We start from the raw sequence: 14,401 nt of genomic DNA, 5'->3' as shown, positions 1-14,401 counted from the left end.
GTTGGGATCAGATTAACTGTAGGCGATTACAGTGCCTGCCTTAGCCACAACTCGCAATCCCACGATCAGGGGGGAATAACACCACCATTACTGCCATTGCACAGCAACATCGGGAGCCATACCGAATAACTACTGGTATTTAAGGGATTAAGTGGCATAACATACCTGTCTTATTCAAGGTGTAGCAAAAAACCTTACCCAGAACTTAAGTTATGTACCTAAATAGCGGACGATATTAAATGAAGTATAAATGGATCCTGTTTGACGCCGATGAAACCCTCTTTCACTTTGACGCTTATCAAGGGTTACACTTAATGTTTTCCCGGTTTGGCATTACATTTACCAAGCAAGATTTTGCTCAATACCAAAAAGTAAATAAACCGCTCTGGGACGACTACCAAAATGGGGTGATCAGTGCGACGCAGCTGCAAAACATTCGTTTTCAGCCGTGGGCTGAGCCGTTAAACCTAACAACTCAAGCCATCAACAGTGCTTTTCTCAGTGCGATGGCCGACATTTGTGCCCTATTACCCGGCGCACAAGAACTATTAGATAACTTACAAGGCCGTGCGCAACTTGGCATCATTACCAATGGCTTCACCGAGCTACAACAAATACGTTTAGAGAAAACGGGAATTCAAGATCGTTTTTCAGTGCTGATTATTTCTGAACAAGTCGGCGTTGCTAAACCCGACCCCGCTATTTTCGACGCCGCATTCTCGCAAATGAACCATCCAAACAAAGACCAAATTTTAATGGTGGGTGACAATCCCCATTCCGATATTCTCGGCGGCAATAATGCAGGCATTGATACTTGTTGGCTTAATGTTCAAGGGCTGCCTGTTCCCGAGGGAGTTAAACCAAGCTACCAAGTGGCAACGCTAGGTGAACTTAATCAACTATTAAAAATCGATTAAAAACTCAGCTAATCCCCATCAATAAAGTTACGGCGACTTACACGACTAACTGCAACATCAACAAGAAAGTTAATTGCAGCGCCGTGGCTTTATCTTAAAAAGGTCAAAGGATCGACCATTTCAGCCAAGCCATCTGGTATCGCTTTAAGAGACGCGATAAACAAATAAAACAGCTCCGATTGCGTGCTAACGTCAAGCTTTATGTAAATGTTTTTTCGATGATACTTAATTGTTTCTGCGCTATTTTCTAGCTTATCGGCAATAGACTTTATTGAATGACCATGCAATATCAACTTCAATACTCGCCCCTCGCCCGGAGTTAAAATTGAGCTGCCAAATTTAACCAGCGCATTATCAAGTTGGCGTTCAAGGTTGGGTAATTTAGGTTCGCTGAGCTGTTGTCGCCATTTATTGATGATGCTTTTAAGCAACGGATAAACAATATTAAGCTGCTCAATATCATGAGCCACAAAAGGTGACTCGTTGCTATGGCGTACAAACGAAATCGATATAATGACGCCATCTGGCGCTTGAAACAAAATACAAATTTCATCTCGAAAGCCTAGCTGCGCATAGAAATAACGAAAGTAATCAGATTGCTCAAAACTATCGGGCGCAACGTCCTTAATGGTAAATGCCCCTGCAATTTTCGATTCAACAGCTTGGCAGTAAAAAGGATCTAACAGGTAAGCGCCATTGTCATAAGCCTCAATGTGCGATTCAACCTTTTCATTGGCGAGCAAGCGATGGTGGACGGTTTGCGGAGATTGGCCAGCAGGGAAAACGGTGATCATGCCGCTACTTGCGTCGATCAGCTGCTCTAAACCTTTTAATAATAGCCCAATCGCCTGAGCATTAAAATTGTGGTTAATAACCTGAGCAACGACCTCAGACCATAGCGTTAATTTATTAATATGATTCATAAAACCAGCAATCTTTTAGCGTCGACAGGGTAACAAAGCCGCCATTATAAATTAAACGGCCAAAGTCAGCACCCTTTGGCATCGCATTGTTCTTAACGACACCAAAATTAAAGCACTGATATAAACATATATTTATCAGTGCCCAGTTGCCGTTTAGCCGCGATATTTTACGCCCGGCAATACACACAGCATTTCATAGAGCAAGTTAGCACCCAGCAGCGCTGTATTGCCCGTGGTATCGTAAGCTGGTGATATCTCGACCAAATCGCCACCAACAACGTCCAAACCTTTACAGCCTCGAATAATTTCAAGTGCTTGTGGTACGGTTAAACCCGCAATTTCGACCGTTCCTGTGCCCGGTGCATAAGCAGGGTCAATGCCGTCAATATCAAAGCTAATATAAACCGGACCACCAGCCACTTGCTCTCTGACTTCTTCCATCAAAGAAACCAATGATTTATGCCAGCATTGCTCAGCCGTTACCACCCGAAATCCCTGATCTGCTGGCCAATCAAAATCTTCAGCCTCATAGCCCGTTCCCCGTAGCCCGATTTGTATTACTCGCTTTGGATCTAGTAACCCTTCTTCAACTGCGCGGCGAAATGGAGTGCCGTGGGCAATCTTTTCACCAAACATGTGATCATTAATATCGGCGTGCGCATCGATATGTACCATGCCGATCGGACCATGTTTTTTCGCCAGCGCCCGTAAAATTGGTAACGCGATAGTATGGTCACCACCAAGCGTCAGCGGAATACAATTGTGCTCGAGCACGTCATCATAGAAATCTTCTATAATATCAATACTTTTCATTAGGTTAAATGGGTTTATTGGAACGTCGCCGATATCTGCAATTTGCAAACTATCAAAAGGCGCGGCCCGCGTAGCCATATTGTAAGGGCGTAACATGCGCGACTCATCACGAATTTGTCGCGGTGCTAAACGCGCACCGGGTCTATTTGAGGTACCCAAATCAAATGGCACGCCAATAAACGCAACATCTAAGTTCTGTGCGGTTTCCTGAGCAGGTAAGCGCATCATTGTGGCTGGGCCGCCAAAACGAGGCATTTCATTACCGCTAAGTGGTTGATTAAATTTGTTTGATGTTTGGTTGTCGGACATTATATTTTGCCTCTGATATTTTTAATAAATAATGGAAATAGCTGCCTAAACAACCGTGATAACGTATATTTTGCGCAGCGTTTCAAGCACCTCGAACCGACCGTGCCAGCCTACGGGCAGCACATAAGAGTCGCCCGGTCCAAAATGCTCAACGGGACCACCCGTCGTCGTTAGCGCGACAGTGCCTGAGATAATGGTGGCAAACTCGCTAAAACCATCACAAATAAGTTGTTCAGCGTAAGGGGTGCATTGCCAAGTACCTGTTGTTACCTTGCCATCACTGGTTTCGTAATGAACTGCTCCGGTTTCGTTGCAGGTACCACTAAGCACAGCTTCAGACGGGACCGCGCGGCACATACTTAACGGCTCTTTACCTATGCCCTCTTTATTAATTCTGATTAACGAACTCACTAAATTGCTCCAACATCTATTGCTATGGTGTTATTTTCTATTGATATAGCAAAACATATGCCAAAACATAATTTCATTATTATTCATCACCTTAAAAACAAACAATTCTATATTGAATTATAAGTTACTGGCCGACCATTCATTTATGAATTACAATTCACAAATGAATAACGCTGTTTTCTCCGTTAAGGAACCTTAATATGTCTACCGATCCTGAATTAGAACTTGCCGCCGCATTGGCTTATTCCCCTGGCAATATTGTTATTTCGAATGCCCAAGGCATTATTGTTAAAGCCAGTGCCAGCAACGCAGCTATTTATGGCGTAAATAACGACAGCTTTATCGGTGCCTCGCTTTATGATTTAGAGGCACAGGGCATTTTGAACCCTTCGGTGTCGTTAGAAGTATTAAGAACCGGCAAAGAAGCGCAAGTAATGCAGGTAACTCACCATGGTCGAATAATGATGACTCAGGGTTACCCAATATTTGACCAAAACAATCAGCTGTACCGTGTCATCAGCTTTGCCACCGACTTAACCGAAATACGGCAATTAAAGAAAGAATACGAATGGTTGCAGTCGCAGTTCATGCGCCAACCTACCGAGCAAGCTTCCAATGACCAACTCGAGCTACCATCAAAAAGTCAGGTTATTGGTAAAATTCACCAACTGCTCAATCGGGTGTCTCATTCTGATGCCAGTATTTTATTTTTAGGCGAGTCTGGGGTCGGTAAAACAGCCTTTTCAAAACTAGTTCACAATTTAAGTAACCGTGCCGACGGTCCTTTTATTGAAGTGAACTGCAGTACTATTCCTGAATCCTTGTTCGAATCTGAAATGTTCGGTTATAGCGGCGGCGCTTTTACCGGTGCCAGCAAGCAAGGAAAAATGGGCCTCATTGAACAAGCACAAGATGGCACGTTATTTCTTGATGAAATTGGTGAACTGCCCTTGGCAATGCAAGCCAAGCTGCTTAAAGTATTGCAAGACGGTAAGGTTTGTCGCCTTGGCAGCTCCACCAGCAAACAAATAAATTTCAGGCTGATTACTGCAACCAATCAAGCGCTCAATAAACGGGTCGACAATGGCGAGTTCAGACTCGACTTGTATTATCGGATCAATGTAATTCCTATTTCGATCCCACCGCTTAGAGATCGAATTGAAGACATTCCGGTGTTGCTCGATTATATTTTAGCGAATCTTAATAAGCGTTACGGCGAAGACAAAATTATATCAAGCCACTTAAGACGCAATTTTTTAAACCATGATTGGCCAGGCAACGTGCGCGAATTAGAAAACGCAATGGAACGCTCGTATTTGGCCAGCACCGGTAAAATGCTGCAACCCTTTGACGATTTCTCTGGCAATGAGCCATCGCTTGAACTTACAAATAACCAAGCCACCACTAACACCCAAATATCGCAAGTGGTGCCGGGCCAACGCTCCTTGGCCCAAGCCATGGACGAGGTTGAAAAACAGCTATTACAAAATGCGCTTGAACACTGCAAAGGCAGTTATGAGTTAGCGCGCTATCTCGACATTAGCCAGCCCACAGCATCGCGCAAACTAAAAAAACACGGTTTAAATTAACTATCCAAAAGAAAAAGCCCGAGTGATAATCCACTCGGGCTTTATTGAGCAACAGGCTAACCAACATCGCCTATTCTTATGAGCTTGTGTTATGAGCTTCTTGGCGCAGTCTCCAGCGCCACTTTACCGCTTTTATTAACGTTTTTTCGAACCAATACTTCACCAAACGCTAAGGTAATAATAAGACCAACGCCAACTTGCATCACATAAGTTACATCTAATGGCTCGCCAGGGATCCAAAAGAATAACAAAATTGACAGCAATAAAATCAAGATGCAAACACCCGACACCAAATAAGCAACCAATGGACCACCAGCTAACTTAAATGGTCGTTCCAGCATTGGCTCACGTGCTCTCGAGTTTAAAAACGAACAATGCATTGCAATGTAAGGCATTAAAAAGATAATCGCACTAAACGAAAACAGGGTCCAAAATAGCTCTTCAGCAGAACTCGCCATCAAACCATAAATAATTAAAATACAACCACTGGTAATACTTAACAAAATTGATGAACCTACTGGCGCGCCGTGCTCTTTGTTAACAATGCCAAATACCGCAGGCATTTCTTTTTCTTGTCCCGCTTCAGCCATCGCACCATTGCCGCCTAACGTCCAAGCAACCATAGTCGCAAAGAAGGTAAACAAGGTCGCAATGCCCAATACTGTTACCACTAACTGCCCCATTTCAGACGAGCCAAATAGTTCATTAAGCGTTACCGCGAAAATACTGACAATTTCAACATCTTCAGCCGGAATTGCGGCCAAAATACCCGCAGTACCAAAAATATAAAAAATTGACGTTAACAGACCTGCTACAAACATCGCCTTAGGAATATTCTTGCCCGGATTAATAATCTTATTACTTTCAGACATAATAAGTTCTAACCCAAGACAGCCATAAACAATTACCGGAATGTAAGCAAAACCAGCGCTAAGATCGTCCATTGCCGCACTAAAACTTAAATTATTGGCAAAACCATTGTCTAAACCATAATTAAGACCAGCGACCCCAATAATAGTGATAACAGCAAACTTAAGCGGTGTTGCTAAGGCCAAAATCCATTTAGTTAACGACAGTGGCATACAGTTAGTGATACCAAGTAAAGCACACATAACAATGCCAACCCCAATTTGCATCCAAAGTGTCATATCAGGGAAGAACATTGCCGACAACATGCCTGAAAACATAATAAAGACCGAAGGCACCCACAGTACAATGTTAATCCAATACATCCAGGTGATGCGCGCTGCCCAGCGCGTACCAAAAGCATCTCGAACCCAAGCGTAAATACCGCCTTGGTCGGGGTAAGTGGCGCCCATTTCAGCCGTTACCAACAAATTAGGCAACATAAAGAGTACTAAAGTTACAACCCACCAAAACACGGCATAAGGGCCAACGGATGCAGATAAAGCAATTTGATCGACCAACAAAATGGCCGCAATACAATAGATCACAATGTCCTTAAAGCGGAACATATTGCGCTGATTATTTTCGGTTGTCATGTAACTCTTCCTCATTAATTTCTTGTTATAGTATGTTTAACGATTTTTAATTTAATGCCGTAATTTTTAAGAGATAATTGATTTCGTTTCGAAGAACTCCTCTACGCCGAAACTGCCCAGCTCACGCCCATTGCCCGACTGTTTATAGCCGCCAAACGGCGCTTGATTGTTCCACTGGCCATCATTGATATAAACCTGTCCGGCTTTAATCTGGCGAGCAATTTTTAACGCAACGTCCTTATCTGTCGCCCACACTCTTGCCGACAAGCCATAAGGCGTGTCGTTGGCAATATCAATTGCGTGTTGTTCATTTTGATAAGGGATCAGGCATAACACAGGGCCGAATATTTCTTCGCGAGCGATCTGCATTTGATTGTTAACGTCGGCAAAAATGGTCGGCATCACATACGCACCTTCCCTAAGCTCGGCAGGAAGTTCGACCCCGCCAGTAATTAACCGTGCCCCTTCAGCCAAGCCCACTTCAATATAATCACGCACCTGTTGACGCTGATTAAGCGATACCATCGGTCCCATCATCGAATCAGGATGCAATGGGTCGCCCACGACAAAAGATTCAGCAGCCTTTTTAGCTAACTCGATCGCCTCTTGATACTGCTCTTGGTGCACCAACATTCGGGTTAATGCCGTGCAGGTTTGGCCAGAGTTAAACATCACGTCTTCAACACCCAAAGTCACGGCGGTCGCCAAATCAGCATCAGGACAGATAATAAATGGCGACTTACCACCTAGCTCTTGGCAAACACGTTTAATGGTTGGCGCTGCAGCTTGAGCAATCCTAATCCCTGCGCGAGTCGAACCTGTAAAGGACACCATATCAACGTCAGGATGGCTGCACATTGCCTCACCAACCTCATCGCCATAACCATTAACCAAATTAAACACGCCCGCTGGCAAACCAACCTGATCAATAACCTGAGCCAATAAAAAAGCATGCAGTGGCGCAATCTCGCTTGGCTTAACCACCATGGTGCAACCTGCTGCAAGCGCAGGAGCAACTTTGCCAATCATTTGATGCAACGGGTAGTTCCACGGATTAATAAAAGCACAGACACCAATCGGCTCTTTGCTGACTTGGCTATTGCCAATAGTTTGAGTCTCATTGATCAACTGAGCATGTGTCGCGTGGCTATGCAGCGCTTCAATTGGATCTAGTACTTGCACCTCACGACAAAAATCTAATGGCGCGCCCATTTCAGCGGTAATGGTATTGACCATTTCTTCGCTATAGTCGTTTAGTGTATTAGCGATGGCGGTGATATAACGCGCTCGTTCAGTGCTGCTTAGCTGCGACCAGCTTTTAAACGCATTGGCAGCTGCAGTAACGGCTAAGTCGACGTCGCTGGCATTAGCAAGCGGTACCTGACCAATCACTTGATTAGTAGCAGGGTTAATGACATCTATAACCTCGGTGCCACGAGGCTCAACCCATTGGCCATTGATATAGAGTTTGTTATAAATTTTCATAAGAAGTCTCGATGTTTTAATTATTATTAACGATTGCGCAACGTTAGATGGCTAATGATAGGGGTACAATGCCAGAATGATGCCAAATATAAATAAGCATACATAACAAAAGGTTAAGTAACGCCAATTCAAAAGTGAACAAAATGTTACACAATTTCAATTCAAATATGACTCTTAATGCACTATTGAATCAAAACCGGCGATAAAAATACCTATAAACGCCAGCACACGCAAATTATCTCGACTCAAAAAACAAATAACATCAATAAAGTCAGCACTGAAATGTATTGGCTGTAGGGGAAACGTTAATAATTAGTACGTTGCAGCGGGGTTTTAATCGAAATGGGCTTCTTTAGATAGTGGGGGAAAGTGGCTTACGATTGATTGTGTCAATTTGATTTGGGGATTCAGTTTTGTATAGGGGCTGGTAGAGCAATCGTATTGAGCTAACTGATCAACGTAGCTTATCAATGTCTGGGTTTAAATAAATTAAAATGGGAGTTGGTCGATAAGTCAGCTTCGTAAGCTCTTGATTTGCTCTTCTAAAGACTTTCATAGATAGTGACCATTCACGTGTGTAACAAGTAGTGTAGCAAACCGTGTAACAGACCGAAATGATTTTCTGAGAGACAGTCAACACGTAGAGTTTGAACACTATACCCTCTATGCCACAGCTATATTACTTGGCAGCTAATGACTGGCAATGTCAGTATGGAAGTTCTAGCAAAACAATGTGGCACCAGTATTCAAACGCTTGAGCAACACTATAGCCATGTGGTACCGAAAATGTTTACCAAAGAACTATCTGGTGTTGATATCGGCACAACTAAGCCAAAGAAAAAACAACAAAATCGAAGAATTCAGCAAAGGTCATCAGTATGCTTAAAGAGTGGAAAGTTGAATATAATAACCAAGTTATGTGTATTTATTTAAATAAAAAATAATTATTCATGAAAGCATCCCTTTAGTGTTTCATAGTTTAATCGTTTTCTTGGTCTTATATTTAGTTCACCATCGATGATCTTACACCGTTGCTGGTGTACAGATTCATTAAGCCACAATAGGGTAATGGTCTATATTTTTCCACCTGCAACCAAGTTATCATCATTAGGGTGCGGAGAAACAGTATCTCCGTCAACGTTAAAGCAGCCACTTCTCCTCGTTCCACTTATAGCATCAATAAAAAGGGTTTTAATTTCAGAATAATCTTTAAATACTGTCATCCAAACACTGAAAAATCCAGTTCCCAACATAGACCTTATAACTCCATTAACTACAGCCACATTATTTATATTAGAACGGTAACCTTCTAAAGAGTCTTCGGCGACCCCCCAGATTTCAAGTCTTTGAGAAGCTCTATCTTGAGCTATTACATTTTCATCTGCGTCATAAGTTTTTCGTAAACCTTTGTCTAATCCAACTAATTTCAAGGAGTTGTTCGCTAAAATAGAGTGTGCTGCTGATAAGTGTACCGCAGGTACAACGGTTCCGTCTGCTGAATACAAGAACGCGGAAAACGTGTTATCTCTATCGGGTAAAAACAAACTATTGAAAACAACTAGCTTATCTTTTTTTGTGGAATTGCAGTTAACACATGCAAGAAGGAAATTGGTCCATGTGCATTCTAATTCAGGTTTCCCATGCACACCACCTTTGGGCTCAATATGCTCAACCGCCAAATTAGTTGGGATTGAACGCTCGCAGTAACTGCAATATGACCCTATATGCCTTCCATTAAATCCCCCTTTACTAATCTGTGCGATCAAGTCATCTTTCGCATATTCATATTTTGTAAAATCAGTTGCAATAGGTGAGTTACCACGTCTTACCGGCCTCAAAATTCTTTGCCTGTTTTTACGGAATATTTCAGCTCTAAAAATGCTTGATATGCAGGATTATCTGCAAAAGGCGCTATTTTAGATGCTAAGCGCTTTTTAAATTCCTCTTGCTTTTCTTCTGGACTATTTTCCATTTCATCTAATTCTTGCAAAAAGGATTTTGCGATCTTTTTCATTTTTTCATATTCAATTGAAACATCAGGTCGTTTGATCCCCATATTTCTTGATATTTCTTCAATTCCTAAATTTGAATACTGTGAAAGAGGCTCTCCATCTAACATTATTAATTCATCACTATGTCGTAAAGACTGAATTAAAAATGGGGAGTGAGTAGTACAAATAAATTGGATATTTGGAAATACTTTACGTAAATCTTCAATTACCCTTCTCTGCCACTTAGGGTGCAAGTGCAGGTCTAATTCATCGATTAGAACTACCCCTTTCACTTTTTCACTCGCTTCCCCATCTAAGTGAGGATTTAAAATTGCAGCCCTCCTTGCAATGTCACAAAATAATCCAAGGATAGTTCTTTGTCCGTCACTTAAGTGCTCGAAAGGAATAGTATTACCATTATTAAATTCAACCATCACACGCTTTTCTTTGAAGTCGAATTTAAAATCAGAACAATTTTCCAAGGCTGAAACAGCTGCGTATCTAATTGCTTTTAATACTTGTGTATCAGCGCCTTCATCTAATGAAATTAACTTTTCACTTAATAGCCATTGAGCAATAGCTTTATCATCGGCACCAGTATGGAAGCAGTCTAAATATGGATCAAATCTTGAATATTTCAACTGTGCAGTTTCTTCAACGTCTATATTTTTACTCGGCTTCCATAATCGATCACATTCATAAAAAGCGATAACAGGAAGATCAAACTTATTTCCCTTTTCGATGTAGTTAAAAATATTTTGAGTTAAGTTCTGAAATCTAACGTTATAACATTTCTCAGAATACCCTTCACTATGCGGATGAGCGTACCTCATTCCTGCTGTAGTTATTGTGTTTAAGCTTCCTTGTCTTCTAGTCCGCTTCCAGGATGCTAAGCCTTCTGCACGCTTCTGTAATGGGCTAACCACAAGCGCTTTTCCTACAGCCTCAATTTTTGTGAACTTTGTTTTATCAAATCTTTGATCTATTTGAATTTCTCGGATTTCATCATCTTCAATCGCTCTAAGATTATATTCATTTGCTATATACGCGTGCGACCACCCTGCAACTGCAACTGCAACTGCATTTAAGAGAGATGTTTTCCCACTACCGTTTACACCAATAATTAGATTGAAATTTGAATTAAATTCAAACTTTGCATTTTTAAATAGTTTGTAATTTTCAATTTCAATGGAATCAAGTTTCATGTTTTTTTACTACTGTTTAAGGTAAACTAAATATTACATTGCTCATAATAATTAGCTCAACACTTATTTTTAATAGAAGGCATATTTTGTATGTACCTTCGCGACTTACCTATGTATATACAGTTTATCTTTTTACTACCTATAAGTCTTTACTTCACAGCTAGAATATTGTTACTTAGGTCTACAACGTACGGGATTAATTACAGATACATAAAATCTCTCTTTTTATGTTATTTACACAAGTAATAACTAGGTATAAAGCGAGCAATACAAGCAACATATAATATTTTGTAAGTCGCTTTGCTCCCCTAAGCGGTTAGTAAACAACCAAAAATATTCTATTCAATTCAATTATTTTAAATATCAATCAATAATACGTGGATGGAAGCCAAAACATCATGGATTTGATCCGTGATGGTGGAGGATGATGTTTTGGCTTGACGATGGTTCATTGATGTGGAGCTGGATTTATAAAATTATTTATTTTTCAATCGCTCAACTATAAGCCAGTGAGAATATTACCTAAGCTCATAATCACGTTATTTGTCTATCAATGGATATTGTCAGCGATCTTTGTTGCTGGCATGTTGATTGAAAGTGATTAATAATTATGATGATGAAGCAATATAGCGGTCGTTTTCTGAATCCGAACCCTGACAATGCTCACTTAGCTACAGAATAAAACGGATTAAGTGCGGCCTGATTCCAATTTACTAAGATCAAATTCTAAATCTTTATGAATATATTCTTTACTCTTAACTTGCCATACATTTGAATTATTTAGATATCTGGATAAAACAATTTTAGCAAAAAGAGTTTGTATAGGCTGAGGGTCTAGTGAATCAAAGTCTTTGACCACTATAATAAGCTCACCTTTTTTCATTGCAACCACATGAGAAAACCTACCACCTCCGCAGTCAATCTCACATTTTTTATCAGCAATGAAAAAATCTCCAAAGCCACTATATCTAGACCAAATTTCAATTACTCCAACACCGTAACAACCACTACCACCATTAAAACCAAAATCGCATTGATAAATAACCACATAAAATGGTTCTTCATATTCAGTTATCGAATCTTTAATCGCCAACTCATTCTTTATTAAAGTAAAGTCCCAACAATCTCCCATTCTCTCAGCGTGCGAAATGGCCATGCTTAACACTTTATCCTCCTCCAGCTGCTGTGACCTATCAGAAGGTAGTTCATACGTAATTTCAGAAATATTCATCAATGGGTAACTACTTGTGTTTGCAGAGTTATCCGACATTGTTCGCAGTACCTTATATTCATCGGTGGCAAATAAAAATGAATGATATTTGACTAATAACTCTTCCTTCGTAGAATCACGTTCCATTTGCTTACGCACCGTCTCATAGAACTGATTAATATCTTCTTCGTCAACGGAGTCATGGGTATCAATCATGTATTTACCTACAAAATCTTTCATACTCCAACCAAGTAGTGCAATTGTTTGCTTAATCGATTGCTGCAGCTCTTTTATTCGTCTGATCTCTAATTCTTTAAAATAATCCACAAATTAATCCCTTTAATAGTAATTCTGTCCCGGGTTGTCCCCTATCCCTTTGTTATTGTATGCATATCCCAGCAAGAAGGGAAAATTCTAACTTTAAAATAAGGAAATACCATGTCTAAAAGAACTACTACACAAACCGTTGCTGCAACTCCTTCAGGCACAGTTCGCCCACCAAACGGTCCTAGCACTACAGGGAAACCGTCAGGTAAAGGCCGTGGAAATAATCCGTCTAAAGGAAAGTAAGGAGCATTTTATGCCAGATTCATCGGATATGTCAGATGAAGAGTTAGATCTCTGGTCTGATATTAACAATCCAAATAATGATGCTGATATGGATGATTGGGCTGATACCCATAATCCAAACAATGATGATTATTTGGATTAATTATAATAAACAGCTTGGGTTAATTCCCAAGCTGTTTACGTGATTTAACATTTCCATCAAGCAAATAAAAACACTTATTCTAATACCTTGTAACTGAGGTAATAAATTTCCTTCATAGTATCTTCCATGTACACAGACAAACTTTTTCTTTGAGCCGTAACGACTAAACGAATCATCAATGCATGTTTTAAGTACAGCCAAAATAAACGGCTGCGAAGCCTGAAATAAGTGCCTATTTAGACCCTACTGCTTTTAAAATGACCAGTTATATTGGACATCTTAGACTTAAAATATACGATACTAGTCATGTCAGAAAATATCGAATACATCAGAATATCAACAGCAGATCATAACACTGAGTGACAACTGCTCGATGTTGCATTCGGGAATGTCGCGGCAAAAACACTGAACTTCCAGCGTTAAAACAGCTCCCGAATTCATGTTCTGAGTGCAAAGATGGGACACACATAATAATAGAATTGAAAATAAAAAGATTTTATCACCTAGATAATTAGCCTGTATTTAGTGGCGGAGACATAGATATTTGCCCCCTGACTTTGTAGTACAGCTATAAACCCGAAGTTTTTCTCTGAAAAGCAAAAAGCCCGTTAAATCTTTCGATTTAACGGGCTTTTCTAAATAGTGGCGGAGAGATAGGGATTTGAACCCTAGATGGGCTATAAACCCATGCCGGTTTTCAAGACCGGTGCATTCGACCACTCTGCCATCTCTCCACTGAAGTCGAAGCGAATAATAGGGACTTATGCCGCGCTTGTAAAGCCCTGTTTGATAAAAAATTACTGCTCGAATATTTTTTGCTCAATCAAGTTCAAAAAACAGTCTAAACTGCCCTATTGCTATAACCAGCGCCGTACTTTGTCGCAGTATTGCAGATATTCTTGGCCAAACAACTGCTGTAATTTAACTTCTTCTGGTTTTATTTGTAATTGATTAATAACCAGCACAAACAAGGGTAGGATTAATAACGCCGACAAAGCGCCTAAATAACAAGCCCAACCGCTTAAGATAAATAACATGCCTAAATACATCGGATTACGACTGTATTGGTATAAGCCATGTGTAATTAAGGTCGAAGCACCTAGGCTTAAAGGATTAATTGTGGTTTTAGCTTTAAAAAATCCGCCAACCGCATAGAGATCGATGCTCATGCCCACCCCTGCCAAAATGATAAAACTGATGGTAGCCAATTGGGTTGACCAACTGATTAACGGCAACCACTGGGCGACTAAGTACATCATGCCAGCAAAAAATAGGCCCCAAACCGGCGGCGGTATCTTATGTTGTAATTTATCTAACATCTGTCTTATCCTCTT

Annotated in this window: 11 protein-coding genes and 1 tRNA gene; 2 read left to right on the top strand and 10 right to left on the bottom strand. The window is 40.7% G+C overall.

Annotated elements, in window-relative coordinates:
• Nucleotides 1-239: 239 nt before the first annotated feature.
• Complete coding sequence (yjjG, locus tag HRU23_15450) at nt 240-917, top strand: pyrimidine 5'-nucleotidase (GenBank protein NRA55535.1); 678 nt, start codon at nt 240-242, stop codon at nt 915-917.
• 89 nt (nt 918-1,006) lie between these two features.
• On the opposite strand, the gene HRU23_15445 is transcribed toward yjjG, so the two are convergent.
• The 3 genes from HRU23_15445 to HRU23_15435 form a co-directional block, all read right to left on the bottom strand.
• On the bottom strand, nt 1,007-1,840 hold the full coding sequence (locus HRU23_15445) for a helix-turn-helix transcriptional regulator (protein ID NRA55534.1): 834 nt from the start codon (nt 1,838-1,840) through the stop codon (nt 1,007-1,009).
• A gap of 153 nt (nt 1,841-1,993) precedes the next feature.
• On the bottom strand, nt 1,994-2,962 hold the full coding sequence (gene speB / locus HRU23_15440; GenBank protein ID NRA55533.1) for an agmatinase: 969 nt from the start codon (nt 2,960-2,962) through the stop codon (nt 1,994-1,996).
• A 45-nt stretch (nt 2,963-3,007) separates the two neighbouring features.
• Nucleotides 3,008-3,373, bottom strand: a complete 366-nt coding sequence (locus tag HRU23_15435; protein ID NRA55532.1) for a DUF861 domain-containing protein — start codon at nt 3,371-3,373, stop codon at nt 3,008-3,010.
• A 200-nt stretch (nt 3,374-3,573) separates the two neighbouring features.
• On the opposite strand from HRU23_15435, the gene HRU23_15430 reads away from it, so the two are divergent.
• Nucleotides 3,574-4,962: a sigma 54-interacting transcriptional regulator gene (locus tag HRU23_15430; GenBank protein ID NRA55531.1), complete on the top strand. Its 1,389-nt coding sequence runs from the start codon at nt 3,574-3,576 to the stop codon at nt 4,960-4,962.
• An 89-nt stretch (nt 4,963-5,051) separates the two neighbouring features.
• On the opposite strand, the gene HRU23_15425 is transcribed toward HRU23_15430, so the two are convergent.
• The 7 genes from HRU23_15425 to HRU23_15395 all read right to left on the bottom strand — a co-directional run bounded on the left by HRU23_15425 (nt 5,052) and on the right by HRU23_15395 (nt 14,386).
• Nucleotides 5,052-6,464 (bottom strand): APC family permease, encoded by a 1,413-nt coding sequence (locus tag HRU23_15425; protein NRA55530.1) that lies wholly within the window; start codon nt 6,462-6,464, stop codon nt 5,052-5,054.
• A 66-nt stretch (nt 6,465-6,530) separates the two neighbouring features.
• On the bottom strand, nt 6,531-7,949 hold the full coding sequence (locus HRU23_15420) for an aldehyde dehydrogenase family protein (protein ID NRA55529.1): 1,419 nt from the start codon (nt 7,947-7,949) through the stop codon (nt 6,531-6,533).
• A gap of 1,073 nt (nt 7,950-9,022) precedes the next feature.
• Entirely contained in the window at nt 9,023-9,787 is a 765-nt protein-coding gene (locus HRU23_15415) for an HNH endonuclease (protein ID NRA55528.1), read from the bottom strand.
• On the bottom strand, nt 9,784-11,145 hold the full coding sequence (locus tag HRU23_15410; GenBank protein ID NRA55527.1) for an AAA family ATPase: 1,362 nt from the start codon (nt 11,143-11,145) through the stop codon (nt 9,784-9,786). The genes HRU23_15415 and HRU23_15410 overlap by 4 nt, the downstream gene beginning before the upstream one ends.
• A gap of 688 nt (nt 11,146-11,833) precedes the next feature.
• On the bottom strand, nt 11,834-12,682 hold the full coding sequence (locus tag HRU23_15405) for a hypothetical protein (protein NRA55526.1): 849 nt from the start codon (nt 12,680-12,682) through the stop codon (nt 11,834-11,836).
• 1,028 nt (nt 12,683-13,710) lie between these two features.
• A tRNA-Ser gene (locus tag HRU23_15400) sits at nt 13,711-13,801 on the bottom strand.
• Nucleotides 13,802-13,924: 123 nt separating this feature from the next.
• A complete protein-coding gene (locus HRU23_15395) occupies nt 13,925-14,386 on the bottom strand; it encodes an isoprenylcysteine carboxylmethyltransferase family protein (protein ID NRA55525.1) in 462 nt (153 codons plus the stop codon).
• Nucleotides 14,387-14,401 lie beyond the last annotated feature (15 nt).

This window comes from Gammaproteobacteria bacterium (genome assembly GCA_013214945.1).
Lineage (GTDB): Bacteria > Pseudomonadota > Gammaproteobacteria > Enterobacterales > Psychrobiaceae > Psychrobium.
The sequence above is the reverse complement of the archived record's forward strand: the minus strand, read 5'-3'. Positions and strand labels throughout refer to the sequence as shown.